Source organism: Streptomyces gardneri, assembly GCF_006539185.1.
Lineage (GTDB): Bacteria > Actinomycetota > Actinomycetes > Streptomycetales > Streptomycetaceae > Streptomyces > Streptomyces gardneri.
This window is the reverse complement of the sequence record NZ_BJMN01000025.1, coordinates 76,309-101,712: the sequence shown is the minus strand read 5'-3', so window position 1 is coordinate 101,712 and position 25,404 is coordinate 76,309. Positions and strand designations below refer to the sequence as shown.

General features: G+C 70.6%; 23 protein-coding genes and 1 tRNA gene. 12 read left to right on the top strand and 12 right to left on the bottom strand.

Annotation, left to right across the window (positions count from 1 at the left end; translation table 11 throughout):
- Nucleotides 1-44 precede the first annotated feature (44 nt).
- Entirely contained in the window at nucleotides 45-1,049 is a 1,005-nt protein-coding gene (locus tag SGA01_RS19570) for a zinc-binding dehydrogenase (RefSeq protein WP_141297746.1), read from the top strand.
- Nucleotides 1,050-1,058: 9 nt separating this feature from the next.
- On the opposite strand, the gene SGA01_RS19565 is transcribed toward SGA01_RS19570, so the two are convergent.
- From SGA01_RS19565 to SGA01_RS19555, 3 genes are read right to left on the bottom strand one after another with little or no spacing between them, the layout of a single operon-like run.
- Nucleotides 1,059-1,388, bottom strand: coding sequence for a hypothetical protein (locus SGA01_RS19565; RefSeq protein ID WP_056652160.1), 330 nt, complete (start codon nucleotides 1,386-1,388; stop codon nucleotides 1,059-1,061).
- Between the two features lie 21 nt (nucleotides 1,389-1,409).
- Nucleotides 1,410-1,892 (bottom strand): GNAT family N-acetyltransferase, encoded by a 483-nt coding sequence (locus SGA01_RS19560; RefSeq protein WP_141297745.1) that lies wholly within the window; start codon nucleotides 1,890-1,892, stop codon nucleotides 1,410-1,412.
- A 19-nt stretch (nucleotides 1,893-1,911) separates the two neighbouring features.
- Nucleotides 1,912-2,823, bottom strand: coding sequence for an aminoglycoside phosphotransferase family protein (locus tag SGA01_RS19555; protein ID WP_371866070.1), 912 nt, complete (start codon nucleotides 2,821-2,823; stop codon nucleotides 1,912-1,914).
- Nucleotides 2,824-3,103: 280 nt separating this feature from the next.
- Between SGA01_RS19555 and SGA01_RS19550 the strand changes: the two genes are divergently transcribed.
- Entirely contained in the window at nucleotides 3,104-4,495 is a 1,392-nt protein-coding gene (locus SGA01_RS19550) for an NAD(P)/FAD-dependent oxidoreductase (RefSeq protein ID WP_141297743.1), read from the top strand.
- Nucleotides 4,496-4,644: 149 nt separating this feature from the next.
- Here the strand turns inward: SGA01_RS19550 and SGA01_RS19545 are convergent, their stop codons facing one another.
- Nucleotides 4,645-6,702 (bottom strand): restriction endonuclease, encoded by a 2,058-nt coding sequence (locus SGA01_RS19545; protein ID WP_141297742.1) that lies wholly within the window; start codon nucleotides 6,700-6,702, stop codon nucleotides 4,645-4,647.
- 150 nt (nucleotides 6,703-6,852) lie between these two features.
- On the opposite strand from SGA01_RS19545, the gene SGA01_RS19540 reads away from it, so the two are divergent.
- The 4 genes from SGA01_RS19540 to SGA01_RS19525 all read left to right on the top strand — a co-directional run bounded on the left by SGA01_RS19540 (nucleotide 6,853) and on the right by SGA01_RS19525 (nucleotide 11,182).
- Nucleotides 6,853-7,254: a DUF3592 domain-containing protein gene (locus SGA01_RS19540; protein WP_167534137.1), complete on the top strand. Its 402-nt coding sequence runs from the start codon at nucleotides 6,853-6,855 to the stop codon at nucleotides 7,252-7,254.
- A 576-nt stretch (nucleotides 7,255-7,830) separates the two neighbouring features.
- Nucleotides 7,831-8,388 carry a hypothetical protein gene (locus tag SGA01_RS19535; protein WP_141297740.1) on the top strand — a complete coding sequence of 186 codons (558 nt, stop codon included), beginning with the start codon at nucleotides 7,831-7,833 and terminating at the stop codon, nucleotides 8,386-8,388.
- A gap of 1,139 nt (nucleotides 8,389-9,527) precedes the next feature.
- Nucleotides 9,528-10,442, top strand: coding sequence for a nuclease-related domain-containing protein (locus SGA01_RS19530; protein ID WP_141297739.1), 915 nt, complete (start codon nucleotides 9,528-9,530; stop codon nucleotides 10,440-10,442).
- Between the two features lie 191 nt (nucleotides 10,443-10,633).
- Nucleotides 10,634-11,182 carry an SMI1/KNR4 family protein gene (locus SGA01_RS19525; RefSeq protein ID WP_141297738.1) on the top strand — a complete coding sequence of 183 codons (549 nt, stop codon included), beginning with the start codon at nucleotides 10,634-10,636 and terminating at the stop codon, nucleotides 11,180-11,182.
- 157 nt (nucleotides 11,183-11,339) lie between these two features.
- Here the strand turns inward: SGA01_RS19525 and SGA01_RS19520 are convergent.
- Nucleotides 11,340-11,416, bottom strand: a tRNA-Thr gene (locus tag SGA01_RS19520).
- Nucleotides 11,417-11,598: 182 nt separating this feature from the next.
- On the opposite strand from SGA01_RS19520, the gene SGA01_RS19515 reads away from it, so the two are divergent.
- The 3 genes from SGA01_RS19515 to SGA01_RS19505 all read left to right on the top strand — a co-directional run bounded on the left by SGA01_RS19515 (nucleotide 11,599) and on the right by SGA01_RS19505 (nucleotide 14,172).
- On the top strand, nucleotides 11,599-12,696 hold the full coding sequence (locus tag SGA01_RS19515; protein WP_055646120.1) for an ABC transporter ATP-binding protein: 1,098 nt from the start codon (nucleotides 11,599-11,601) through the stop codon (nucleotides 12,694-12,696).
- Nucleotides 12,697-12,995: 299 nt separating this feature from the next.
- Entirely contained in the window at nucleotides 12,996-13,406 is a 411-nt protein-coding gene (locus tag SGA01_RS19510) for a hypothetical protein (protein WP_141297737.1), read from the top strand.
- Nucleotides 13,407-13,455: 49 nt separating this feature from the next.
- Nucleotides 13,456-14,172 (top strand): nucleotidyltransferase family protein, encoded by a 717-nt coding sequence (locus SGA01_RS19505; protein WP_141297736.1) that lies wholly within the window; start codon nucleotides 13,456-13,458, stop codon nucleotides 14,170-14,172.
- Between the two features lie 107 nt (nucleotides 14,173-14,279).
- Here SGA01_RS19505 and SGA01_RS19500 read toward each other — a convergent pair whose 3' ends face one another.
- A complete protein-coding gene (locus SGA01_RS19500) occupies nucleotides 14,280-15,923 on the bottom strand; it encodes a DoxX family membrane protein (RefSeq protein WP_141297735.1) in 1,644 nt (547 codons plus the stop codon).
- A gap of 180 nt (nucleotides 15,924-16,103) precedes the next feature.
- Here SGA01_RS19500 and SGA01_RS19495 point away from each other — a divergent pair, with 180 nt between their 5' ends.
- Nucleotides 16,104-17,696, top strand: a complete 1,593-nt coding sequence (locus SGA01_RS19495; protein WP_141297734.1) for a hypothetical protein — start codon at nucleotides 16,104-16,106, stop codon at nucleotides 17,694-17,696.
- 48 nt (nucleotides 17,697-17,744) lie between these two features.
- Nucleotides 17,745-18,386, top strand: coding sequence for an NUDIX hydrolase (locus SGA01_RS19490; RefSeq protein WP_229918086.1), 642 nt, complete (start codon nucleotides 17,745-17,747; stop codon nucleotides 18,384-18,386).
- 93 nt (nucleotides 18,387-18,479) lie between these two features.
- Here SGA01_RS19490 and rlmB read toward each other — a convergent pair whose 3' ends face one another.
- The 5 genes from rlmB to SGA01_RS19465 form a co-directional block, all read right to left on the bottom strand.
- Nucleotides 18,480-19,436 (bottom strand): 23S rRNA (guanosine(2251)-2'-O)-methyltransferase RlmB, encoded by a 957-nt coding sequence (gene rlmB / locus SGA01_RS19485; protein WP_141297733.1) that lies wholly within the window; start codon nucleotides 19,434-19,436, stop codon nucleotides 18,480-18,482.
- 80 nt (nucleotides 19,437-19,516) lie between these two features.
- The gene (cysS, locus tag SGA01_RS19480) at nucleotides 19,517-20,917 is read right to left on the bottom strand and encodes a cysteine--tRNA ligase (RefSeq protein ID WP_141297732.1); all 1,401 of its coding nucleotides are present in this window, start codon (nucleotides 20,915-20,917) and stop codon (nucleotides 19,517-19,519) included.
- Between the two features lie 86 nt (nucleotides 20,918-21,003).
- Entirely contained in the window at nucleotides 21,004-21,510 is a 507-nt protein-coding gene (gene ispF / locus SGA01_RS19475) for a 2-C-methyl-D-erythritol 2,4-cyclodiphosphate synthase (RefSeq protein WP_055642207.1), read from the bottom strand.
- Nucleotides 21,500-22,249, bottom strand: coding sequence for a 2-C-methyl-D-erythritol 4-phosphate cytidylyltransferase (gene ispD, locus SGA01_RS19470; protein WP_141297731.1), 750 nt, complete (start codon nucleotides 22,247-22,249; stop codon nucleotides 21,500-21,502). The genes ispF and ispD overlap by 11 nt, the downstream gene beginning before the upstream one ends.
- A gap of 392 nt (nucleotides 22,250-22,641) precedes the next feature.
- The gene (locus SGA01_RS19465) at nucleotides 22,642-23,124 is read right to left on the bottom strand and encodes a CarD family transcriptional regulator (protein ID WP_003953493.1); all 483 of its coding nucleotides are present in this window, start codon (nucleotides 23,122-23,124) and stop codon (nucleotides 22,642-22,644) included.
- Between the two features lie 708 nt (nucleotides 23,125-23,832).
- Here SGA01_RS19465 and SGA01_RS19455 point away from each other — a divergent pair.
- A complete protein-coding gene (locus SGA01_RS19455; RefSeq protein WP_141297730.1) occupies nucleotides 23,833-24,459 on the top strand; it encodes a DUF461 domain-containing protein in 627 nt (208 codons plus the stop codon).
- Nucleotides 24,460-24,732: 273 nt separating this feature from the next.
- Here the strand turns inward: SGA01_RS19455 and phoP are convergent, their stop codons facing one another.
- Nucleotides 24,733-25,404: a two-component system response regulator PhoP gene (gene phoP, locus SGA01_RS19450; RefSeq protein WP_465270246.1), complete on the bottom strand. Its 672-nt coding sequence runs from the start codon at nucleotides 25,402-25,404 to the stop codon at nucleotides 24,733-24,735.

Below are 25,404 nucleotides of genomic sequence, written 5' to 3'. Positions count from 1 at the left end.
GAAGAACCCGCTGCAGTGTCAGCGACGACGACAGGGGAACCGTCATGCACGCCATCCGCCTCCACGCCTTCGGCCCCGCCGAGAACCTCACCCACGAGGAGACGGCCGACCCCGTACCGGCCCCCGGCCAGGTCCGTATCCGCGTCGCGGCCGCCGGCGTGCACCTCCTCGACACCGCGCTGCGGCTCGGCCACACCGGCCCCTTCCCCGCCCCCGCCGAACTCCCCACGATCCCCGGCCGCGAGGTCGCCGGCACCGTCGACGCGCTCGGCGAGGGCACCGACCCGTCCTGGCTCGGCAAGCGGGTCGTCGCCCACCTCGGCATGGCCCCCGGAGGATACGCGGAGCTCGCCGTCACCGACGCCGCCCGCCTGCACGCCCTCCCCGACCACCTCGGCGAGGCCGAGGCCGTCGCCATGATCGGCACCGGCCGCACGACCCTGGGCATCCTCCAGTTCACCGACCTCGGCCCCGACTCGGTCGCCATCGTCCCGGCCGCCGCGGGCGGCATCGGCACCCTGCTCGTCCAGTACGCGAAGAACGCCGGCGCCACCGTCATCGGCCTCGCCGGCGGCCCCGCGAAGGTCACGCTCGTCGAGGCGAACGGCGCCGACCTCGCCGTCGACTACAAGGAGCCGGACTGGCCGGAGAAGGTCCGCGCGTACCTCGACGAGCTCGGGCGCTCCGCGACCGTCGTCTTCGACTCGGTCGGCGGCGACACCGGCCGCGCCGCCGTCGACCTCCTCGGCGAGGGCGGGCAGCACGTCGTGTTCGGCTGGTCCGGAGCGGGCCTGCACGACGGCGAACCGCTGACGTTCACACCGGAGGAACTCGCGGAGCGCGGCATCACCTCGGAGTCCGTCCTCGGCCCCGTCATGATCCAGAAGGCGGGCGGCGACGTACGCAACCTCGAACTCGCCGCGCTCGCCGCCGCGACCGACGGCACGCTCCGCCCGGCGGTCCACCGCTTCCCGCTGGCGGAGGCGGCGGAGGCCCACCGTGCCCTGGAGACCCGGGGCACGACGGGCAAGGTGGTCCTGATCCCGTAGGGCCAGGCCTCAGACCCCGATGACGTCCCAGGAGTGCGCCTTGAACTCCTTCTGGAAGTCGGCGTGGTCCTCCCACATCCGGGCGGCGGAGCGCAGCACGTCCCAGTTGTGCTCGAGGGCCTGGTCGACCACGGGCCGCAGCTCCGGCGCCGACTCCCGCTTCTCCACGAGGCCCTTGACCGCCGAGGCGGCCTGCACGGTGTAGCGCAGGGCGCGCAGGGCCCGGGACGTGTCGTCCATCCCGAACCCGTGGTCCTTCCCGTTCGCGGGGTCGAAGAGGGGCGTCAGGCGCGCCTCGATGAAGTCGGTGATCCGCTGAAACCGCTGCTCGATGTCCATGCCCCTTTCCTACCTCACTTCCTACAGCGGTCCCGCCCCGCCCAGTTCCGCCAGCGCCCCGTCCGTGAGGCGGTAGACCGTCCACTCGTCCTGCGGGCGGGCGCCCAGGGACTCGTAGAAGTCGATCGACGGCTTGTTCCAGTTCAGGACGGACCACTCCAGGCGCTCGTAGCCGCGGTCCACGCAGATGCGGGCCAGCTCGGCCAGCAGGGCCTTGCCGTGGCCGCCGCCGCGCACCTCCGGACGGACGTACAGGTCCTCCAGGTAGATGCCGTGGACACCGCGCCAGGTCGAGAAGTTGAGGAACCAGAGCGCGAAGCCGGCGATCTCGCCGGACTCCGTCTCCGCGATGTGGGCGAAGGCGGCGGGACGGTCGCCGAAGAGGGCCTCGTGGAGCTGGTCCGGGGTCGTACGGACCTCGTGGAGGGCCTTCTCGTACTCCGCGAGGTCGCGGATCATGGCGAAGACGACGGGGACGTCTGCGGGCGTGGCGGTACGGATCATGGGACCAGCCTGCCCCGGATCAGGCCCTTCTCGCCAGCAGGATTCGCGCGAGCGCCACCTGCTCGGCGTCCAGGCCGGGCTCGCCGTCCTCGACGTCCCAGAGCCCGTTCTGCAGGACGCGGCCGAGGGTCCACGCCGCCGCCCGCCGCCGGTCGCCGACGACCTCGGCGAGCAGGTCGAAGCGCCACAGCAGCTCGTCCGGGTCGGGATCGAAGCGGTCCGTCAGCGCGGGCAGGAGGTCGAAGCCGGGATCCCCGGCGAGCGGCTTCGGGTCGATGGCGAGCCAGGGCTCGCGCTCGGCGGCGAGGACGTTGTCCAGGTGGAGGTCCCAGTGGAGCAGCCGGTCCCCCGGCTCGCCCACCACGTCCCGTACGGCCGCCGCGCAGTCCCGCAGGACCGCCGCGTCCGCCGCGCCGAGCCGCGCGGCCGCGTCCGGTACGTCCGCGAGCATCCCGGCGGCGATGTCGCCGAGGGTCCGCAGCCCGGCGGGGGCGGGGAGCGCCACGAGGCGGCCGAGGAGCTCCGCCACGATCCGCAGCGCCTCCCGGGTGTCCTCGACCGTGGAGAGCGGCCGGGCGGCGTCGAGCCACTCCAGGAGCATGGTCCCGGTGCCGGCGTCGTGTGCGAGCAGGCGCACCGCGCCCGCGCCGTCCCAGGCGCGCAGTCCGACGGGCTCGCCCTCGGTCTCGTCGTCGAGGATCTGCATCTTCAGCGCGGCGCGGGTGCCGTCGGCGATCCGCTCGACGGGCAGCACGAGCGAGGCCACTCCGTACATCGAGGGCCCGGTGAGCTTCAGCCCCCATCTTTCGAGGAACTCCTCGGCCCGCGCGGGCAGCCCGGCGACGAACGCCCGTCCCGCCTCACCGTTGTACTTGGCCTGGGACAGGGCGAGTTCCTCGGGTACGTGAATCACGTACCCGACACTAGACACCCGCGTCGCGCAGCGCCTTCGAGAATTCGGCCGCGTCGCAGAGCGCGGTCCCGCCGGGGAGCGCGGTCCCGTCGACGAGGACCGTCGGTGTGCCGCCGAGTCCTGCCGCACGACCATGGGAGAGCCCTTCCGGAACGACGAAATCCGCACGAAGTCCGCATCGGATCCACCTCCCCGAGCGTAGGCCGGTCGCCGCCCGGAAACCCTCGGCGAAAGACCCGTATCCACAGGCCCAAGGCCCCGGTAACGTCCCGCCCACGCACGCGGAAGAGGGATACACATGAGTACGGTCAACGGCGGCATCTCGTTCTGGTACGGGCAGGAGGGCGCCCCCGCACCCCGTGAGCCGCTCCCCGGCGACACGACGGCCGACGTCTGCATCGTCGGCGGCGGCTACACCGGCCTGTGGACCGCCTATTACCTCAAGAAGGCCGTCCCCTTCCTCAACATCACGGTCCTCGAAGCGAAGTTCTGCGGCTACGGCGCCTCCGGGCGCAACGGCGGCTGGCTCTACAACGGCATCGCGGGGCGCGCCCGCTACGCCAAGCTCCACGGCCACGAGGCCGCCGTCCGCCTCCAGCAGGCGATGAACGCCACCGTCGACGAGGTCCTCGACGTCTGCGAGACGGAGAAGATCGAGGCGGACCAGCACCGCGGAGGCGTCCTGGAAGTCGCCCTCTCCCCCGCGCAGCTGGCCCGCCTCAAGGACTTCCACGCGACCGAGGCGGCCTTCGGGGAGACCGACCGCGAGCTCTACGGCGCCCGCGAGACGGCGGCCCGCATCCGCGTCACCGGCGCCGTCGGTTCGTCCTGGACACCGCACGGCGCACGCCTGCACCCGGTGAAGCTGGTCAAGGGCCTCGCGGCGGCCGTCGAGGCGCTCGGCGTCACGATCCACGAGTCGACCCCGGTCACGGAGATCAAGCCGAAGCACGCGATCACCCCGTACGGCACGGTCCGCGCCCCGTACGTCCTGCGCTGCACCGAGGGCTTCACGGCCTCCCTCGCCGGCCAGCGCCGCACGTGGCTGCCGATGAACTCCTCGATGATCGCCACCGAGCCGCTCACGGAGGCCCAGTGGGAGTCCATCGGCTGGGAGGGCCGCGAGACCCTCGGCGACATGGCGCACGCCTACATGTACTCGCAGCGCACGGCGGACGGCCGGATCGCACTGGGCGGCCGGGGAGTCCCGTACCGCTTCGGCTCGCGGACGGACAACGACGGCCGCACCCAGCCGCAGACCATCGAGGCGCTCCGCGAGATCCTGGTCCGCTTCTTCCCCCAGCTGGCGGGGGTACGGGTGGACCACGCCTGGTCCGGCGTCCTCGGCGTCCCGCGCGACTGGTGCGCCACGGTGACCCTCGACCGCTCCACGGGCCTCGGCTGGGCGGGCGGCTACGTCGGCTCGGGCGTCGCCACGGCCAACCTGGCTGCCCGCACCCTCAGCGACCTGATCCAGCAGGACTCGGGCCAGTCGGGCCCCACGGACCTCACCGCGCTGCCCTGGGTGAACCACAAGGTCCGCAAGTGGGAGCCGGAGCCGCTGCGTTGGCTCGCGGTCCAGACGATGTACGCGGCCTTCCGGGGCGCGGACCGCCGCGAACTCACGGGCCACAGCGCGGAGACGGACCGCGTGGCGACCCTGGCGGACAAGGTGACGGGCCGCCACTGACGGAAGGGGGAGTTCCACAGGCTGTGGACGACGCGAACGCACCGCTCACAGCCCACGGCAACTCCCCTCACGCACCCCGAAGCCAGAGCGACTCCACCCGAAACCAGAGCCACTCCACCCGAACGGAGCCGCTCACCCGCCCACCGAAGTCACTCCACCTGAATACCGAAGTCCCCCACCAACTCCTCAAGACCGCCCTGATATCCCTTCCCCCCGAGAACGAAGTCCCAGTTGCCGCCGGCCCGCCGCCGGAACGACCCGAGGACGAGCGCGGTCTCGCCGGGCCGCCCGTCGGACACCTCAAGGCGGTCCAGCTCGCCCCCGGCGTCGTCGCGCAGCCGGATCCCCGCGTCGGTGAACCCGCCCAGGTCGGCGTCCGGGTTCACCTCCGGATCCACCGCCGCCACGAGGACGAGCCGATCGGCCCGGGCCGGCAGGGCGTCGAAGCCGACGCGGACGGCCGCGCGGTCACCGGGAGCGGCGGCCACCATCACGACCGAACCATCGGGTGTGGAGTGGTTGTTGAAGAAGACGAACCACTCGTCGCCGAGGACCTGATTGCCCGAGCAGACCAGCGCGCACACGTCCAGGGCGACCGACCCGGACCACACCATGCCGAGCAGGTTGAAGTCGTCGGCGGCCTCGGCCGGCGCGGCCACGGGGGCCTCGGCGGGAACGGGCACCGTCCCCGTGCCAGGCCCCAGCCGCCCCCGCAGCCCGTGCTGGTGCAGCAGGTCGACGAGCTCGGTCCCCGAGATCAGCGTCAGTGGTTTCCCGTTGGCGAAGGTGTAGGAGCCCGGCCCGAACTTCGAGGTGGTGACCAGCACGCCCTTGTTCGCTCCGGCGTCCTGCACGGTCCCGTAGAGATCGCGTACGGCGGTCGGCGGCACGGTGTTCCGGTACCGCTTCACCTGCACGACGATCGACCCGCCGCTGATCGGGTCGGAATCGAGCGCCTCGACGTCGACCCCGCCGTCGTTGGACCGGCGCGTGGTGACCGCCTGGAGCCCGCGGGCCCGGAAGAGCTCGGCGACCAGGCCTTCGAAGGCGATCGGGTCCATGGCGAGCAGGTCGGGCTCCTCGCCGTCCCCCTGCACCACGACCTCGGACCCGACCTGGTCGGGCGTACGGAGTGGTGCCACGGCGACCCGTTCCTCGGGCTTCGCCGACAGACGGCCGGCGAGGGCCCCGGTCAGGCACTCCACGGCCCCGACGAGCTGCAGGTTCAGCCGCTCGAAGTCCCGCCGCCCCACGGCGACGGAAGCCACGCACACCCGCCCGGCGAGCCCGGTGGCGGGATCGACCCCACCCACGTACCCGTTCAGCACGACTTCGTCGAGCAGCCCGAAGCGATCGGCGACGAACAGCTCCCGCACGGCGAGCAGGACGCTCTGCGCGAGCACGTCCCGGTAGAGGACCCGCCGCTGCGTCACCGGCCGCGGCACCTCCTTGTCCTGGTCCGTGCTCGGCAGGTACTTGACGCCCCTGGCGGCGGGCACGACCTCGTACCCGGGCAGGTCCCAGTCCAGGACGAACGTCCGCCCGGCGCGGTCGTAGGCGGCGGCCACCTCCCGCGGAAAGCCCTCCGGCCAGGCGGTCGAGGCGAAGAGCACGGCGGAGAAGTACTCGACGACGGTGTCGGGCTCGCCCGCCCGCAACGCGTCGGCGGTCCCGGCGAGCCCGTCGTTGTGGCGCCGGATCTCGGCGAGCCGCCCCGCGGCCCACACGTCGTACTCCCTCCGGTACGCGGCCAGTTGCTCCAGGCGCCGGGCCTCGGCGGCCTGCGCCGCGTACCAGTCCCGCTCGAACCGCGCCCGCCCGCCGCGCTCCTGGTAGTGCCGCTCGTCGGGCATCACCACGGGAACCCCCAACGGCCCGGGCGCGAACGGCTCCACCTCCTCGGCCTGCCGCAAGGCGTCGACACCGAAGGCCGGAGCCCGACACCCCGAGACGAGCAGCCCTTCGAGGACGGCGACCCGCGCGTCCAACTCGTGGGTGCGCCGCAGAGCGTCGTCGTCCCGATGCCGCCGATAGGCGGCCTTCTGCTCCTTCTGCATCCGGGCGACATCCCGCTCGTACGCCCGCTGCGCCCCTTCGGCGTCCCGCTGCTGCCGCAGCACCGCCTGCTGCTGCCCCTCCCGCTGCCGCTGCGCAACCCGCTGCTGCTCGGCCCAGATCCCGATCAGCCCACCGGAACGCCGACCCATCCGCGCACCCCTCCCCGAAAAACACCCCAGTAACGCCCAAGTGTCCCGGACCGAAGCGACGGACAGCACCTGAACGCCGGAGCCCTCGGGAACCTCTTGTGCCCGTGCGGGCCGTACACGATGATCTGGGCTTTCCATCGAGCGGGGGCGATGTCGATGACGGGGTTGACCGTCTTGGGTGTGCTGGTCGGGCTGGTCGTCTTCGGCCTGTCCCTCGGCTTCTACATCCACTTCAGCCCACTGCTGAAGCGAGGCGTACGCACGTCCGCGATCTGCGTGAACGTCGGCCAGGTCGCGGCAGGCTCGATGCTGCTTCTGGAGTACACCCCTCCGGGCAGCCCGACACGGCAGTACACCGTGGGCCCCTTCGTGTTCCCACCCGTGAAAGTCGGCGGCCGCCTCGACGTGATCTACGACCCGAAGCGCCCCCAGGAGGTAACCCTCCCGGAACGCCTCCCCAAGAGCACCCGCGGCCTGGTGATCGGCATGTCCGCATCCGCCGCCCTACTCACGGCATGCGCACTACGAATCGCCCTGTCCACCCAACCCTGACCCGGGAAACTCCCACCGCGCTCCTGAGACCACCCGTAGACGCCGAAGACCCCCAACCATGATCGGCTGGGGGTCTTCGACGTTTCCTACCTGGAGCCCCCTGTCGGGTGCTCCCCGCACGATCTGGCACGGATGCGGCACGGCCTTCGCCGCCGTCTGTCAGCGCCTCGGGATAGCGTCCACCTGCGTGCGGTCGGCTTCCGAGGTATCCAGCTCTGTAGTGCAGCTGCATCCCTGGTTCTGTCCGGGGGCGGCCCGGTGCAAGCCCGGGACCTAACCGACGGCCAGGCTCCGCCGATGGCCAAGAGTGCCCTGCCAGCGCCGGCCGCGCGCGAACCTTGCAAGCCTGCCCGTACGCGGCAAAGGCTCCGGAGGGCGCGTGCATCCTGTGCGTTACCGCTGGTCAGAGGTGCGTGAGCGCATCAGCTCCCTCCGCCGTCCACGGATAGGCCGCACAGCGTGCTGTCGGCCACTCCAGCAAGATCTGGCGACGCCCAGGCCAGCTCAGGAGGGCCGACGCGCCTGCACCTGCTAAAAACCGAACGCCTTCGATCGGTGATGCGGCAAGGTGTTGGCATGTCAGATGCTGCTCGTGACTCCTACGGATTTGATGATCTATATCCTGCACTTGGGATGCTTGTCGTTGCCAGCGCAGACATGGAGTCGCGCCTGCGCTACGTGGTGTCGGAGCTGGCAGGGCACGACGACGCTGGTTGGATCGTGTTCGAGGGACAGTCAGTGGACTGGCTCGTCTCGAACGGTCTGGCGGTTCTTGGTCAGCTTGGTGCGATGCAGCGCTGGCCGGCCGACAATTCGGAACGTATCAAGGCGGTTCTCCTTGACGCCCAGGACGCCAATCGTCAGCGGAATCTGATGGTTCACGGCGAGTGGCGCTCCGACTGCATCATGCGAGAGGAGGGTTGCGTAGGTCGTCCTTCCGCCAGCCCAGCAGATCATCGCCTCTTCCACGTCTGCCGAAGCCGCTACAGGAAGGGTTTCGAGGAGCGGCAGATAGCAATCAGCGACGTGGAGGCCCTTGCGCAGCGGATATGGACGATCGAGTTGGAGCTTAGACGTGCAATGAAAGCCGCTGTTGCAGTCTGGTTGGGGCGCGTGCCCGACGAACTCGTGTAGCCCGGTCGTGCGCCGGCGTGTGGATTTTCGCCATGGCGCCGCCCCTGCCGGCATCCCGCCTGCCTAAGGATGGGGCACCAGGACCGCTTCGTCCCGAAGCAACTTGGGCGGGGGCCCTGCCTAGGGCGGCACCCCCGTCACCTGCGCCAACGGTTCGCAGGCGTTCGCGCTCGTTCGCTGTTGTTCGCCCACGTTGTCACGCAGTTAGACACTCGTCCCGGGGCGTGATCTGAGTTCCGGCAGGGCTGCGGCTGGTCAGGCCGGCAAGGCTTATGAGCGCCGTGACCACCGATGCCACTGGACTTGGGTCTGGCGTCGGGCTGGTTGAGATGTCCAAGAGTGCGTGTGCCACCCGGTGATCAATCTTGAAAACCGTCGTAGCGCGAGTCACCGTGGGTTCAAATCCCACACCCACCGCCAGGTGAAGCGGCCCCTGACCAGATGGCGCGATCGGGGGACGATCCGTTTCCCGCTCTCCGCTAGTGCCCGTAGCTCCCCGCGGTTCCCTGCGTGACGGGGCACGCGAAAGGCGCGTTCGGCGGACCTTGATCGCATGTCGAACTCGGAGCTGGTGTGGTGCGAGGACGGCCCCTACGAGGGTTTGATCGGGTCGAGGTGAAGAAGGGCGGGTATCTCTGGTTCCAGGGGATTGAGTTCAGTCCTAGACCGCTGCGCTACTGCACCCACCACTCACCCCAACTCCCATCCCGTCTGCCGTCGACCCACACATATGTGGAGCGGGCGCGGTGCCGTGTCTGCTCGGCTCGGCCTGGGTTGACGGCAGACGGGATGGGAGCCACCCACCGTTACACCCCGCCGGCCGCCACTCGCGTACGCCCCCGCCCATCCTGGTGCTTGTTGTGCCCCCGCCGGAGGCATCGTCTTGAGCCGCACTCGCGGACTGCCTCGGCCGCTTCGTGGTTCGTCACCCATCAACCCGAGCTGTCAGGCGTGCGGACGGCGGCCGGGCTGGAGCGGGGCGTAGACAGGAGCGCAGGCCCGCGCGCCGCGCCGTGCGCGGCGGGTGCCTTGATGAGGTAGAGAAACCTGTAACAACTCGCCCTGCCTCAGGCGGTCTTGTCGATACAGGCAACAGCTGCTGGCATAGGTGTGGGGACGGCATAGCTGGGGGGCGGCTGATGAGCGATCTCACGGTGAATCCGTGGAAGAGGCACGGCAAGGATCGGCTGTACGTGAACCTCCCGGACGGAACATCGGTCGCCTGGGCGGATCGAGCGACGAAGACCGTGACGATCAAGGTTCGGCAGTACCAGGATGAGGCGTTGGCCCTGCTCCGGCGTCACCTTGGGGATGGGCTCACCGTTGGCTCCTCACCCTCGCGCGCTCATGGAGCAGACTCCGCACCACCCCCTCGCCATCCTGGTCCCTCAGCCACGAGCCACCCGGCCGGACGGCCGGCACCTCTCCCACCCCTCAGCCCCAGTGAGGACCTGGCGAGGAACCGCCCCGGCGCCCGACTCCTCGGAACGATCGCCGAGCGAGGCCCATCGACGGCTCAGCGGCTGCGGGCGAAGTTACTGCGGCAGCCCTCGGAATGGGACAACTGGTACGCCGGGCTTGCGGGAGAGCGGCGCGTAGGCCGAGAGCTGGAACGCCTGTCGCCGCTTGGTTGGCGGATCCTCCACGGCATCGAGAAGAGCAACGGCGGCGACATCGACCACCTGCTGATCGGCCCTGGAGGTGTGTTCAGCATCAACACCAAAACCCACCAAGGCGCATCGGTCTGGGTCGGCGACGCGATGGCCAAGATCAATGGTGGACCGCCACAGCCCTACGGTGCAGCAAGCAAGGCCGAGGCCGACTACGTACGAAAGGTGCTTGGGCGGTACTGCGCCTTCGACGTGCCCGTCGAGCCAGTCCTGGTGTTCGTCGGTGTGGCCTCCCTGCATCGTGCAAGTGCGCAGGGCGCCGTTCGCGTCTACCAGGAGCGGGAGGTAGCGGCACTCGGGCCTCTCACCGGCAAGCTCACCCCAGAACAGGTGGAGAGCGTGTACGCCGCTGCCCGTCACCGGCGCGCCTGGCTCCGAACTTGACCTTGCCCATCCCGCAGGGGGCGGCTGGTGAATCCCTGGTCCGGGTAGATCAGCAGTCACTGCAAGGCGCCCACCAGCATGTCGATCACCAAATGAGCGTCACCGACGGAGTCGAAAGCGAAGCCATCAGCCCTGATCCTCCTACGGACGGATCACTCCCGGTGTCGTAGGCGCCTGCCAGGATCGCGCGCGTGATAGCCATCGAAGGTCTCGTTCCCCGCGTAGCGGCAAAGGCCAAGGCCACTTCTACGGCCTTGCCTCCCGCCGCCAGTGCCGAGGAGGTCGCTGCGGCAGAGGCCGTTCTCGGCTTCGCGCTCCCGCCCCTGCTGGCGAGCCTGTATCGGGAGGTGGCCAACGGCGGCTACGGCCCCGACTACCAGCTTCTTCCGCTGGTCGGGGCAGGCCGTACGGTGCTGAGCGACTACCAGTCCGAGCGATCCTCCTCAGCCGAGGGCGAGACCCCGTACTGGCCGGCGGGCGTGCTGCCGATCCTTGACTGGGGCTGCGGGATGTACGCCGCGGTGGACTGCCGCAGTGAGACCGCCACGGTCCTCCTCTTCGAGCCGAACGCCATCGTGGACGACGGAGCCGCCGCCTGGTTCGTCGATGCCGGGAGTCTGGCCGAATGGTTCGAAACCTGGCTCGCCGAAAGAGGGTGGTACCAGGAAGACGCCGACGAGCATGACGACGTCGCAGAGCCGACCCCGTGGGAAAGGGCCGCCTCCCGGATCGCGGAGTGAACGGACCACGGCATAACCACTGACCTCGGTGGACCGGCCCCTCACGCGACGGCGTCCAGGGCCCGACCGTCCCCGCCTGACCGCCGCCGTTGATGTCACCCGTAGATGCCAAAGACCCCCAACCAAGATCGGCTGGGGGTCTTCGACGTTTCCTACCTGGAGCCCCCTGTCGGGTTCGAACCGACGACCCCCGCTTTACAAGAGCGGTGCTCTGGCCAGCTGAGCTAAGGAGGCAGCCAGTGCAGTGTAACCAACCCCGCACGGGCGGCGGCCGGAAATCTCGGGTCCTCCGGGCTGCTGACAGATCCGGCATCGCCAGGTAGCGTCACCTACGGTTCACCCTGGTGGACTAGACCTCAATCCTTCCTTTACTCGGATCGTCCGGCACGTTCCTGCCGGTGAAGGGACACATCACCATGGCTTCCGTCACTTTCGACAAGGCGACCCGGGTGTACCCCGGTGCCACCAAGCCCTCCGTCGACCAGCTCGACATCGAGATCGCCGACGGCGAGTTCCTCGTCCTCGTCGGGCCCTCCGGCTGTGGCAAGTCGACCTCGCTCCGCATGCTCGCGGGGCTCGAGGACGTCAACGCCGGCTCCATCCGCATCGGTGACCGCGACGTCACGCACCTGCCGCCGAAGGACCGGGACATCGCGATGGTGTTCCAGAACTACGCGCTGTACCCGCACATGACCGTCGCCGACAACATGGGCTTCGCGCTCAAGATCGCCGGTGTCAACAAGAGCGAGATCCGCGCCAAGGTCGAAGAGGCCGCGAAGATCCTCGACCTCACCGAGTACCTGGACCGCAAGCCGAAGGCGCTCTCCGGCGGTCAGCGCCAGCGTGTCGCCATGGGTCGTGCCATCGTGCGTGAGCCCCAGGTCTTCCTCATGGACGAGCCGCTGTCGAACCTCGACGCGAAGCTCCGTGTCTCGACCCGTACGCAGATCGCCGGCCTCCAGCGCCGTCTGGGCATCACCACGGTCTACGTCACCCACGACCAGACCGAGGCCCTCACCATGGGCGACCGCGTCGCCGTGCTGAAGGACGGTCTGCTCCAGCAGGTCGACTCCCCGCGCAACATGTACGACCGGCCCGCCAACCTCTTCGTCGCCGGCTTCATCGGCTCCCCCGCCATGAACCTGGTCGAGGTCCCGATCACCGACGGCGGCGTGAAGTTCGGCAACAGCCTCGTCCCGGTCTCCCGTGACGCCATCGCCGCCGCCTCCGCCGCCGGCGACACCACCGTGACCGTCGGCATCCGCCCCGAGCACTTCGACGTGCAGGGCTCGGAGAGCGGCGAGGGCCTGGCCGTCACGGTCAACGTCGTCGAGGAGCTCGGCTCGGACGGCTTCATCTACGGCTCCACCCGCGTCGGCGGCGAGGACAAGGACCTGGTCGTCCGCGTCGGCGGCCGTGACGTCCCCGCCAAGGGCTCCACGCTGCACGTCGTCCCGCGCGCTGCCGAGCTGCACGTCTTCTCCACCTCCACGGGCGCCCGCCTCAGCGACTGACCCGTGGCCGAGGCTCAGAGCCTCGGTGCCTCAGCCCCGAAGCCCCGAAGCCCCGAAGCCCCGAAGCGCCGAAGCGCCGAAGCGCCTCGCTGAACGGCCCCGCATCTCTTGCAGATGCGGGGCCGTTCGCCTAAGAGGTCCAAGGAGGCCCAAGTCATGGTTTACCGCGGAAAACCCCGGCATTCAGGGCCCATCCCCGACCTCCGCGTCAACACGGAATTCGAAAAGCCGCCTCGAACCATCCCCCGCGAGAGTGACTAAATGTCGCCATATCACTACCGGCCGCTACGCTCGCCTGCGTGACGCACACTGCCCGCCGAATCGGCCGCTCTCTCGCCCTCGTCCTGCCCGTCGTCCTGGTGCTCTCGGGAACGCTCGCGGTGTCCGCCGTTCCGTGGGCCGGCCAGGACTCCACCACCCAGCTGACGGCCTCCTCCACGGACGTCTCCGTCCGCGCCAAGTCCCGTGCCCCGCAGGATATTCTCCGCGACCAGCTCCTCGCAGAGCTTCAGGAGAAGGACCCCGGTACGGCCCTCACGCACCTCCAGCGCGAGGTCGAGAACCGGCCGTCGCTCGCCGACCACTGCATGTCCATCGCCCGCGCCCTCGGCCGCGCCGCCGTCAAGCACTACGGCCCCTCCCGGGCCCAGTCCTTCTCCCGCCCGGTCTGCGACACCGCGTACGCGACCGGCGTCATGCGCGCGAGCTGAGCCGCGAGCTGAACGGCTCGATGCGTGCGGGGCGCCTATCGTTCCCCGTATGCACACCAATCCGACGCAGGCCGTGGTCCTGGCGGGCGGCCAGGGCTCGCGGCTGCGCCCCTACACCGACGACCGCCCCAAGCCGATGGTCGAGATCCCGGGCACCGGGACCCCGATCATCGGCCATCAGCTCTCCTGGCTCGCCGCCGAGGGCGTGACCGACGCGGTCGTCTCCTGCGGCCACCTCGCCGAGGTCCTCCAGGAATGGCTGGAATCCGCCGACCTCCCCCTCAAGGTGACGACGGTCGTCGAGTCCGAGCCCCTGGGCCGCGGTGGCGGTCTCAAGTACGCCGCCACGCACCTGCCCTCGCCGGACCAGCCCTGGTACGCGACCAACGGCGACATCTGGACCCGCTTCTCGCTCCGCGAGATGGCCGCCTTCCACGCCGAGCGCGACGCCCTCGCCACCCTCGCCCTGGCCCGCCCCCGCATCCCCTGGGGCGCCGTCGAGACCGACAACTTCGGGCACATCACCGACTTCGTCGAGGCGCCGCCGTCGCCGTTCCTCATCAACGCCGGCGTGTACGTCTTCTCCGCCGCCTTCACCGAGCTCCTCCCGGACCTCGGCGACCACGAGCGGACCACCTTCCCCCGCCTCGCCCGCGAGCGCCGCCTGGCGGGCTTCCCGCTGCCCCAGGGGGCGTACTGGCGGGCCATCGACACCGCCAAGGACCTCACGGAGGCAGCCAAGGAGCTCGCCGCGCAGAGGGCCTGAGAAGGAGCAGTACGCACCTGGGGGTGTCCCCGGGTGCGTAGCTCCGCTTCGTACGGAAAGGGCGGCGCCGCCTCCGCGGTGCCGCCCTTTCCTCTGTCCCGCTCGCCTCAGCCCAGCAGGCCGCCGATCGGGTTCCTCGCGCCGCCCGTCGTCGAGCCGCTCTCCGTGGGCGTGCTGCTGCCGCCCGTCGAGCCCGTCGAACCGGTGGAGCCGCCGCTCGACGTGCCGCCCGTGCCGGTCGGGGTGTCGCTCGTGGTCGGCGGGGGCGCCGGGTCCGACTGCGTGGGCGGGCGGGTCGTCGTGGCCGAGCCCGTGCTGCCGCTGCCCCGCGTGGCCGTCGGGCGCTGCTCCTGCGTGCGGGTGGCCTCCCGGGTCGTCTCGGTCGGCCGGGTCGCCTCCTCGGTCTCCTCGCGCCCCGCCGTGGCCTCCGTCGTCTCGGAGGTCGCGGTCGGCTCGGGCGCGGTCGTGGCGCTCCTGGAGGGCGCGCGGCGCGGCGGCTCCGTGGGGAGCGGACGGCCGGGAAGGTGGTTGATCGGGTCGTCGTTGGGGCCCGGGACGGTGACCATCTCGGTCGAGCGGACCGCGCCGCCGAGGACGGAGCCGATGAGGAGGGTGAGGCCGACGACGACCGAGGCGAGAAGCGTGCTGCGGCGGGTGACCCGGCGGCGCAGGGCCCAGAGTTCCGCGCGGGGGCCGAGGGTGCGCCAGGCCTCTCCCGCGAGGCGGCCGTCGAGCGAGTAGACGGGGGCGCCGGCGATGATCAGGGGGGACCAGGCGGCGAGGTAGATGATGTCGGCGGAGTCGTAGACCGGGACGGTCTTCCAGCTGACGGTCAGGAGGAGCGCGGCGGAGAGCAGGGCGCCGACGACGGCCGCCACCCGCTGCCAGAGGCCGAGGACGGTGAGGACGCCGACGACGACCTGGAGGAACGCGACGGTGAGTCCGGCGCCCACAGGGTGCTGGAGGGCGAAGTCGCGGAGGGGTTCGGCGAGGGCCCAGGGGTGCAGCGAGTTGAGCCACTTCACCATCGAGCCGCGCTCGCCGCCGTCGAAGTAGACGGGGTCGCAGAGCTTGCCCATGCCCGCGTAGATGGAGATGAAGCCGAGGAAGACGCGGAGCGGGAGGAGGACGACGCCGAGGTTCATCCGGCGCCCGGGGTAGTACGCGTGCCGGACCGGATCGTGCGCCTGGCGGCGGCCGTCGCGGCTTCCCTGGCCGTCCCGGCCGTCCGTCACGTCGTCCCCGTACGGCCCGGGGGTCTCGGGACGGAGCTCGTACACGTCGTCGTAGGCGCCCTCGGCGCGGCGCATCGGCGGCAGCAGCGGGCCGGCGGCCTCGGGGGGCACCACCGGGGTGGGCATGGTGTCGTCGATGCGCGGGATGGCCTGGGTGGCGCCCGCGTCGAGTCCGGCGTGGCCGACGGCCGGGTCGAGCGTGGAGACGGAGGACTCGCGTACGGCCTGGAGGAGTCCGGTCGCGCCCGGCGCGGACTTCCCCGTCCACACGACGGGACGGCGGCGCGGCGCGCCCCCTCCCGCGGCTCCGGCGGCGGCTGCGGCTCCCGCTCCCGCTCCCGCGAAGGCGGCGACGCGCGGGTTCGCGGCGAACGTCGGCGCCTTGGCCGGCGCGAGCCGCACACGGAAGCTGGCGTGGTTCACGATCACCTGGGCGGGATCGGAGTCCACTTTGACCATGCTCAGCGCGGGCTGATCGTCGAACCCCGGCCGGGGCGTTCTGGTGTCCACACTCATCTAACCGAGTGATCTGGGTTTAGGACACTGCCTTGACAGCTCGCAAATGTCCGAGACCCGTCAAGATCAACGGCGTCGGGAGACGGTGGCCGGGAAGGCGATGGCCGGGATCATTTGTTCGCTGGCGGGTCGTCAGTTTACTTTGAGGGACGCGTGATGCGAGTCGAGGGGAGCGACAGCATGACCAACCCAGTCCAGCACGGTTCGGACGGTCACATCGATCCGGCCGCCCAGGAGCAGGTCCCGCGGCAGCGCGACCCGGAGCCGGAGGGACAGGCTCCGCAGCCGGTGCGGCGGGACAACCAGCTCGTCTTCTCGGACCTGACCCACTACCCGGTGATGGCCCAGGCCCTCGACAACCAATGGCTCCCGACGGAACTGGCCGAGGGCCGGCAGGGAACGAACGCGCCGAGGAAGGCTCCCGGAGCCGTCGCCGCCGCCTCGGCCGAGCTGCGCCGCTCCCTCGTCAACAGCGGCACCCTGGTGGTCAACCGGGCCTTCTTCGTCAACAACGAGGCCCTGTACGCGAACTTCGTCCCGCAGGCGGAGCCGGCCGACCGCAACGCCTTCGCGCAGCTCCTGAACGACCGTGCGATCGTGCCGTACCTGCTCATGGAGCGGGACGGCACCGAGGACTTCGCCTTCGCCCACGACGTGGTCGCCGGGCGTGCCTGGCGGCGGCTGATCACGGAGGAGTCCGACCCGGGTCTCGTACGCCTGGACTGGGACGAGGAGGCGAACCGGGCGGTCACCGATCGCATAGGCCAGCGCTTCACCCGGCAGCTCCCCGGGCTGAAGTGGCTCAGCCCCCCGCAGCTCGCGAAGGACCTCGGGATTCCGCTGGACCTCGCCACCTCGATGGGCAGCGGCATCCTGCAGGACATCCTTCACTGGGCGGGCTCCCAGGACCACACGGCCAACATCACCCGGAACGCGGTCTACAAGGAGTTCCTCACCCGCCCGGGCACCGATCCGCACCACGGCCTCCTGCGGGAGGGCGCCGAGATCGTGCCGACGAAGCAGCTGATCGACCTCATGTACAACCTGGGGCTGCCCGACGCGAGCGGGCTCGTCGCGCTCACTCCCCCGGGCTCTCCCCCGCGCCGCACGCTCCAGGAGGACGTCTCGCCCCAGGCCCGGGCACAGGACCCGGAGGCGATCGGCCTGCTGATCCGGAACCTGGTCGCGGACTCGCTGCACCGGGCGGTCGACGGCCCCAACTCGTACGCCGGTCTGTCGCTCGCCGACATCATCGCCCTGCGGGAGACCGGCGAGTGGAACACGTACGTGGGGTCGTTGGAGACCTTCCTCCACGACAGCTTCCGGGGCGGACGCATCCCGGATCCCGACGAGTTCTCGGAGCGCGCGGCCACGGTCGCCCGGGACCACGCCCGCATGCTGAGGACGGCGCGCCGGGCCGGCCGCTCGGGCGAGGGCTTCGCCCGGGAGATCACCACGATGCTGGTGCTCGAGTCGGGCGGGGTGGCGCTGCAGATCGCGAGCGGCGAGGAGGTGTCCCTGATCTCGGGCACCTTGCAGATGCTGACCGCGGTCGGCGGGGCGATGACCGTCCGCCTGGAGTTCTGGGACAAGGCCGCCCGCGACCGGCGCTCCGGCCTCGGCCACTCGCTGACCTTGCCCACGCTCCGGCTGGGCAACCTCCAGAAGGACTGGAAGACCATCCTGGACGTGTACGGCGGTCCCGTCGTCGAGACCGGGCGGGTGGCCCCCGCCCGGGGCGGCCAGGCCGACCAGCAGGCACGGCACGGCTAGCACGTGTCCGGCGTACCCCGCCGGACCCGAAAGGGAGTGGGAACGACCATGAGCGGGGAGAACGGGGACCCTGTGCGGCGGTACGACCTGCTGCGCGGCGAGCGGCCGGAGCTGTTCCGCAACGAGCCCGGCGGGATCGAGATCCTGACGGACCCGGCCTCCGTCGAGGCCGCCGGCGGGGTCGTGTACGAGGATCCGTACGTGTTGCTCGTACGGGACGCGGTGCGCTTCCCCGACGGCCGTGCCGGTACGTACATCCGCTGGATGAGCCCGACCGCCGCGCCGGCGTGCGCGATCCTGCCGCTCCTCGGCGACCGGATGGTGCTGATCGAGCACTACCGGCACGCCACGCGGTCGTGGCACTGGGAGATTCCCCGCGGCTTCGGCACGACGGGTCACACGGGCGAGGCGAACGCGGCGAAGGAGCTGGCGGAGGAGATCGGGGCGCGGGTCCAGGAGCTGCTCCCGCTCGGTTCCCTGCATCCCGATTCGGGTCTGACCTGCGACCGGGTGCTGCTGTTCGCGGCCCGGATCGACTCGGTGGGCGGCCTTGAGGCCGCCGAGGGCATCCGCGGCGCGCTGACACTGCCGTTCGCGGAGGCCGAGGCCATGATCGCCGACGGGCGGATCACCGACGGGTTCACCATCGCCGCCATGACGCGCGCCCGCCTGGCAGGTCTGACGACCTGAGGCGGGCGCGGGCACGGACGGGGGGGGGCTGACGCCGACGAGACGTCACCCTCGTGGGGTGTCACGCCGGTGGCGTGGCACCCCGGTGCGGTCTTATGCCATACGGCGGCGGGCCGCCTCGTACAGGACGACGCCCGCGGCGACGCCGGCGTTCAGCGACTCGGCGCCGCCCGGCATCGGGATGCGGACGAGGAAGTCGCAGGTCTCGCCGACGAGGCGGGACAGGCCCTTGCCCTCGGAGCCGACGACGATGACGACCGGGCCGGACAGCGCCTCCAGCTCGTGGACCTCGTGGTCGCCGTCGGCCGCGAGACCGACGACCGTGAGGCCGGCCTTCTGGTACTGCTCGAGGCAGCGGGTCAGGTTGGTCGCGCGGGCGACCGGGGTGCGGGCGGCGGTACCGGCCGAGGTCTTCCACGCACCGGCCGTCATGCCGGCGGCGCGACGCTCGGGGACGACCACGCCGTGGCCGCCGAAGGCCGCGACGGAGCGGACGACGGCGCCGAGGTTCCGCGGGTCGGTGATGCCGTCGAGGGCGACGATCAGCGGGTCCTCGTGGTCGTCGTAGGCGGCCGCGGCGAGGTCCTCGGGGTGCGCGTACTCGTACGGCGGGACCTGGAGGACGAGACCCTGGTGGTTCAGGTTGTTCGTCATCCGGTCGAGCTCGGGGCGCGGCGCCTCCATGATGTGGATGTTGCCGCGGCCGGTGGCGAGGTTCAGGGCCTCGCGCACGCGCTCGTCGTTGTCGATGAACTGCTGCACGTACAGGGTCGTGGCGGGCACGCCGTCGCGCAGCGCCTCGAAGACCGGGTTGCGGCCGACGACCATCTCGGACGTCCCCTTGCCGCCGCGGCGCACGACGGGCTTGCGCTTGGCCGCGTTCCGGGCCATCGCGTTGGTGACGCGGAAAGCCTTGTGGCCCTTGCGGTTCTCGGCCTTGGGCGTCGGGCCCTTGCCTTCGAGGCCCTTGCGCCGCTGGCCACCGCTGCCGACCGTCGCACCCTTCTTGTTGGACGTGCGACGGTTCCTGCGCTGGCTGTTCCCGGCCATGACTACCTGTTTCCTCTATTGCCTGCGTGCATAAGTCTGTAACTGAAGTGTGCCGCCCGGAGCCCCGAGCGGCACGTCTTCTAACGGTTGCCCAGCGTCCAGCGGGGGCCGTCGGGGCTGTCCTCGATGACGAGACCGGAGTGGCTCAGCTGATCGCGGATCGCGTCCGCGGTCGCCCAGTCCTTCCGCTCGCGGGCCGACTCGCGCTGCTGGAGCACGAGCCGTACGAGGGTGTCGACGACGCCGTGGAGCTCCTCGCCGCCACCGGACTCCTCGGCCCACTGCGGGTCGAGCGGGTCCAGGCCGAGGACGCCGAGCATGGCGCGGACCTCGGCGAGGCGGGCGATGGCCTCGTCCTTGTCGTCCGCGGCGAGGGCGCTGTTGCCCTGGCGGACGGTGGTGTGGATGATCGCGAGCGCGTGCGGCACGCCCAGGTCGTCGTCCATGGCCTCGGCGAAGGCCGGCGGCACCTCGTCGGCGGGGGCGACGGTCGTCCCGGCCTTCTCGGTGGCGCGCTGGATGAAGCCCTCGATACGGGCGAACGCCGACTCGGCCTCGCGCAGGGACTCCTCGCTGTACTCGATCATCGACCGGTAGTGCGGGGTGCCCAGGTAGTAGCGGAGGACGATGGGGCGCCAGTTCTTGACCATCTCCGACACCAGCACGCTGTTGCCGAGCGACTTCGACATCTTCTCGCCGGCCATGGTGACCCAGGCGTTGTGCACCCAGTACTTCGCGAAGTCGTCGCCGAAGGCCTTGGCCTGGGCGATCTCGTTCTCGTGGTGCGGGAAGATCAGGTCGAGGCCGCCGCCGTGGATGTCGAAGGCGGAGCCCAGGTACTTGTGGGCCATGGCCGAGCACTCCAGGTGCCAGCCGGGGCGGCCGCGGCCCCACGGGGTCTCCCAGTCGGGCTCGCCCGGCTTGGTCGCCTTCCACATCGCGAAGTCGCGCGGGTCGCGCTTGCCGGTGATGCCGTCCTCGGCGGGCTGCCGCAGGTCGTCGATGTCCTGGTTGGACAGCTCCAGGTACCCCGGGAAGGAGCGCACGTCGAAGTAGACGCTGCCGTCGGCCTCGTACGCGTGACCGCGCTCGATGAGGCCGCGCATCATCTCGATCATCTCGGGTACGTGCCCGGTGGCGCGGGGCTCGTAGGTGGGCGGCAGGCAACCGAGCGCGTCGTAGCCGGAGTTGAACGCGCGCTCGTTCTCGTAGCCGATGGACCACCAGGGGCGGCCCTGGTCCGCGCCCTTGGCGATGATCTTGTCGTCGATGTCGGTGACGTTCCGGATGAACGTGACGTCGTAGCCGCGGTAGGCGAACCAGCGGCGCATGATGTCGAAGTTCAGCCCCGACCGGATGTGGCCGATGTGCGGGGCGGCCTGCACGGTGGCGCCACAGAGGTAGATCGAGACGCAGCCCGGTGTGAGCGGGGTGAAGTCACGGATCTGCCGGGCGCTGGTGTCGTACAGGCGAATAGTCACCACTCCAGGGTAGTGGGCGTGTGGTAGTGCCCCGCGACCTGTCGACGATTCGCGGGGCACGTTTTTTCCCGGGTTCCCCCGCGGGCTCAGTGGTCCTGGCGCGTCACGGGGTAGACGAGGGCCGTCGCGAGGGCGGCCAGGCCCTCGGCCCGGCCCGTCAGTCCGAGCCCGTCGGTGGTCGTGCCGGAGACGGAGACGGGTGCGCCGGCCGCCTCGCTCAACGCCTTCTGGGCCTCGTCGCGGCGCTTGCCGACCTTGGGACGGACGCCGACGACCTGGACGGCGATGTTGCCGATCTCGTACCCCTCGGCGCGGACGATCCGGGCCGCCTCGGCGAGGAGGGTGACGCCGGAGGCGCCGGACCACTCGGGGCGCGAGGTGCCGAAGTGGGCGCCGAGGTCGCCGATGCCGGCGGCGGAGAAGAGCGCGTCACAGGCGGCGTGGGCGGCGACGTCGCCGTCGGAGTGCCCGGCGAGCCCGTACTCCTCACCCTCCCAGAGCAGGCCCGCGCACCAGAGTTCGCGGCCCTTCTCGAAGGCGTGGACGTCGGTGCCGATGCCGGTACGGGGAAGGACGGGTCGGTCAGAAGCCATCGTTGGCCCTCCTGCGGGCGAGTACGGCCTCGGCGAGGACGAGGTCGAGGGGGCGGGTCACCTTGAAGGCCTCTTCGTGGCCGGGCACGACGACGACGGGCGCGCCGAGCCGCTCGACCATGCCGGCGTCGTCGGTGGCGCCCTCACCGGTGAGGGCGATGGTGGCGTGGGCGTTGACCAGCGTGTCGTAGTCGAAGCCCTGCGGGGTCTGGACGGCGCGGAGGCGGGCGCGGATCGGCGTGGCGACGACCTGCTCGGGGTCGCCGGGCTTCTCGGCCGGCTCGACCTCCTTGACGGTGTCCGCGACGGGCAGCGCGGGGACGACGGCGACGGCCCCGTCCCGTACGGCCTCGATGACGGCGTCCACGGTGTCGACGGGGACCAGGGGGCGGGCCGCGTCGTGGACGAGGACGGTGGTGACGCCCTCGGGCAGCGCCTGGAGTCCGAGGTGGACGGACTCCTGGCGGGTGTCGCCGCCGGGGACGACGAGGTAGTCGGTCCGCTCGGGGAGGGCGTGGGCGTCGAGGAGGTGCTTGACCTCGGCGGCGCCGTCGGAGGGGGCGACCACGACGACGAGCGAGACCGCGCGGGAGGCGGCCATCGCGCGGACGGCGTGGATGAGCATGGGGGTGCCGTTCAGCGCGCGGAGCGCCTTGGGGGCGCCCGGGCCGAGGCGTACGCCCCGTCCGGCCGCCGGGATCACCACGGCGGTACGAGAAGGACGCGCTTCGTCTGACATCGGTTGCACTCCGGCAGGTTTGTTTCCGCGGCCGACATGGGTATGGCCTCACCGTGCCGGACGCTCCGCCTTGACCGGGCCCTTTCCGTGACGACGGTCGAGGCGTTAGCGCGTGAGCACAGGGGTTCGGACGTAACAGGGGGTGCGGGTTTCTTCAGCGGTACGCAGGGGGCGGCGGCTTTTCAGGGAGCCGGCCGGTCGTGTGCGTACGGTCGTGCGTACGCTCCGCATGCGTACGCGAACATGCCGCAGCGCCCGACGACAGCGCTGTGTGGTTCACAGCGCGCCAGCGGGCACCGCGGCATCGCTTCACTTGGAAGCACGCTCGGAACGAATCGCCCGGAAAGATCCGGTCGCCCGGAAGGACCCGGAGCGATTCAGAGCGCGCTCACTCAGGACGCGAGGACCTCGTCGAGGAGAGCCTCGGCCTTGTCCTCGTTCGTGTTCTCCGCGAGAGCCAGCTCGCTCACCAGGATCTGCCGAGCCTTGGCAAGCATCCGCTTCTCACCGGCGGACAGCCCGCGCTCGCGCTCCCGGCGCCACAGGTCGCGCACTACTTCGGCGACCTTGATGACATCGCCGGAGGCGAGCTTCTCGAGATTTGCCTTGTAGCGACGGGACCAGTTCGTCGGCTCTTCGGCGTACGGCGCGCGCAGCACCTCGAAGACCCGGTCCAGCCCGTCCTGACCGACTACGTCGCGAACTCCGACGAACTCCGCATTGTCCGCCGGTACACGAACCGTCAGGTCGCCCTGCGCGACCTTGAGCACCAAGTAGGTCTTGTCCACGCCTTTGATCTGGCGAGTTTCGATGGCCTCGATCAGCGCGGCCCCGTGATGGGGATAGACCACGGTGTCGCCAACCTTGAACGTCATGTGACAGGTACCCCTTCCGTGGCTATCCAGGGTAACACGGATACTGCTTCTTCTGAATGGCGTTTTCGCAGGTCAGAGCATATCTCGGGGCTTGACAACAGCATCACGAACGTGCTGCGGAGGGCTTCCGGAAGGCGGTATTCGCAGGTCGGAGCGGCTGTGCGGACGCAGAGAAACGCGCACGTTACACGTACCTGGAGCCGCTCCAGGGAGGGGCGATGTCCCGGTTTGTCGGGTTCGGAGTGCCCTTCTTCGCGTACTCCGTTCGAGGATCGCCCACCCGTACGGATGCATGCCGGGGTGATTCCGGAATTGATCAGGTCGACGACGGTCCGTGATTTTCCGGAGCGGGCCGCGGGGAATGCGGGGCGACCGCCGAATTGATCAAGGCGGTTATGTGAACAACAGGTCAATGGGTCGCGATCCGGCCACGGAGAGTCGCTCACGGCGGCGGGCGGACACCGCTCGGTGCGGTCCCGGAGCGGCCCTCGGAGCGCTCTCGGAGCACTCCTCGGAGCCGTTCCGGGAACCACTCCCGGATCCGCCCCCGGGGTCACCGCTGTGACGTCCCCGCGACTGCCGGTGCCGCTTAGGGGCGGGTCGGGTGCGGGACGGAGAGTGCGGCTCGGTAACCTAAGCGCGCTGACACACCTTTAGCTGTTCCTTAGTCCCCAAACCTGTCCGTTCGTCCTAGGAGATGCCGCCGCCGTGAGCCGCAGCCTTCGACGCGGCGCCCTCGCCGCCACTGCCATCGTGTTCTCGATCGCCGCGCTGTCCGCCTGTGGTGCGGGCAACGACGCGCAGACGCTCGGCGTCAAGCCTGACAACGCGGCCGTCACCGTGGACGACGTCAAGATCCAGAACGCGCTCGTCATCACCCAGCCCCACCAGGGCGTGAAGGGCCCGGCCGTCGTCTCGGCGACCGTCTTCAACAACGGCCGCACGCCGCAGACCCTCGACGCGATCACCCTGCCGGGTACGAGCGCGACGGTGAAGCTGACGGCCGCCGCCGGCGCCACCGGCCCGATCACCGTGCCGCCGCTCGGCTCCGTCGTGATCGGCGGCGAGGGCAACGCCACCGCCGTCATCGAGAACGGCGCCGAGGCGACCCGGAACGGCGACGCGCAGGAGGTCGTCTTCAAGCTGAGCAAGACGGGCAACGTCGGCCTGGACGCCTTCGTCGTCCCGGCGACGAGCTACTTCAAGGAGTACGGCCCGTCGATCGTCCCGGCTCCCCCGGGCTCCTCCCCGACCGCCTCGGCCCCCGCAGAGGGCGAGCACGGCGGCGAGCACGGCGCCGAGCCCTCGGGCGAGGCCACGACCGCCGGTCACTGACCGAGCGGCAGGACATACGTGAAGGGGCGCCCCCGGTCGGGGGCGCCCCTTCACGCGTACGGCCACGCGTACGGCAGCTCGTAGAGCCGGCTCTTGGAGCGGGCCCTTGGAGCGGGCCCTTGGAGCGGGCCCTTGGAGCGGGCCCTTGGAGCCGGCTCGTCTACGGCTCGAGCCCCGTCCCACGTGCTCCCCTCGCACTGGTCGGCCCTGGGGGCCTCACAGGCTTCGGGGCGCTGTGCCGGACTCCGTCCGGCCTCCTTGGCCGGGGTGTGTCTACGGCTCGAACTTGTAGCCCAGGCCACGGACCGTCACCAGGTAGCGCGGGGCTCCCGGGTCCGGTTCGATCTTGGCGCGGAGGCGCTTCACGTGGACGTCGAGGGTCTTGGTGTCGCCGACGTAGTCCGCGCCCCACACCCGGTCGATGAGCTGCATACGGGTCAGCACGCGGCCCGCGTTGCGCAGCAGCATCTCCAGGAGGTCGAACTCCTTCAGCGGCAGGTCGACCTTGCCGCCCGAGACCGTCACCACGTGGCGGTCGACGTCCATGCGGACCGGGCCGGCCTCCAGGGCCGCCGGGGTGACCTCCTCCGGCTCGCCGCGGCGGCGGAGCACCGCGCGGATGCGGGCGACCAGCTCCCGCGAGGAGAAGGGCTTCGTCACGTAGTCGTCGGCTCCTATTTCCAGGCCGACGACCTTGTCGATCTCGCTGTCCTTGGCGGTCACCATGATCACCGGGACGTTCGAGCGGCCGCGCAGCTGGCGGCACACCTCGGTACCGGGCAGCCCCGGAAGCATCAGGTCGAGGAGGACGAGGTCGGCTCCGTTGCGCTCGAACTCGTCGAGGCCGTCGGGCCCGGTCGCCGCCACGGCGACCTCGAAGCCCTCCTTGCGGAGCATGTACGACAGGGCGTCGCTGAAGGATTCCTCATCCTCGACGACGAGCAC

Coding starts and splice junctions, on each gene's coding strand:
- SGA01_RS19570 (WP_141297746.1), top strand. CDS start 45: ATGCACGCCATCCGCCTCCACGCCTTCGGCCCCGCCGAGAACCTCACC.
- SGA01_RS19565 (WP_056652160.1), bottom strand. CDS start 1,388: ATGGACATCGAGCAGCGGTTTCAGCGGATCACCGACTTCATCGAGGCG.
- SGA01_RS19560 (WP_141297745.1), bottom strand. CDS start 1,892: ATGATCCGTACCGCCACGCCCGCAGACGTCCCCGTCGTCTTCGCCATG.
- SGA01_RS19550 (WP_141297743.1), top strand. CDS start 3,104: ATGAGTACGGTCAACGGCGGCATCTCGTTCTGGTACGGGCAGGAGGGC.
- SGA01_RS19545 (WP_141297742.1), bottom strand. CDS start 6,702: ATGGGTCGGCGTTCCGGTGGGCTGATCGGGATCTGGGCCGAGCAGCAG.
- SGA01_RS19540 (WP_167534137.1), top strand. CDS start 6,853: ATGTCGATGACGGGGTTGACCGTCTTGGGTGTGCTGGTCGGGCTGGTC.
- SGA01_RS19535 (WP_141297740.1), top strand. CDS start 7,831: ATGTCAGATGCTGCTCGTGACTCCTACGGATTTGATGATCTATATCCT.
- SGA01_RS19530 (WP_141297739.1), top strand. CDS start 9,528: ATGAGCGATCTCACGGTGAATCCGTGGAAGAGGCACGGCAAGGATCGG.
- SGA01_RS19515 (WP_055646120.1), top strand. CDS start 11,599: ATGGCTTCCGTCACTTTCGACAAGGCGACCCGGGTGTACCCCGGTGCC.
- SGA01_RS19505 (WP_141297736.1), top strand. CDS start 13,456: ATGCACACCAATCCGACGCAGGCCGTGGTCCTGGCGGGCGGCCAGGGC.
- SGA01_RS19500 (WP_141297735.1), bottom strand. CDS start 15,923: ATGAGTGTGGACACCAGAACGCCCCGGCCGGGGTTCGACGATCAGCCC.
- SGA01_RS19495 (WP_141297734.1), top strand. CDS start 16,104: ATGACCAACCCAGTCCAGCACGGTTCGGACGGTCACATCGATCCGGCC.
- SGA01_RS19490 (WP_229918086.1), top strand. CDS start 17,745: ATGAGCGGGGAGAACGGGGACCCTGTGCGGCGGTACGACCTGCTGCGC.
- rlmB (WP_141297733.1), bottom strand. CDS start 19,436: ATGGCCGGGAACAGCCAGCGCAGGAACCGTCGCACGTCCAACAAGAAG.
- ispF (WP_055642207.1), bottom strand. CDS start 21,510: ATGGCTTCTGACCGACCCGTCCTTCCCCGTACCGGCATCGGCACCGAC.
- ispD (WP_141297731.1), bottom strand. CDS start 22,249: ATGTCAGACGAAGCGCGTCCTTCTCGTACCGCCGTGGTGATCCCGGCG.
- SGA01_RS19465 (WP_003953493.1), bottom strand. CDS start 23,124: ATGACGTTCAAGGTTGGCGACACCGTGGTCTATCCCCATCACGGGGCC.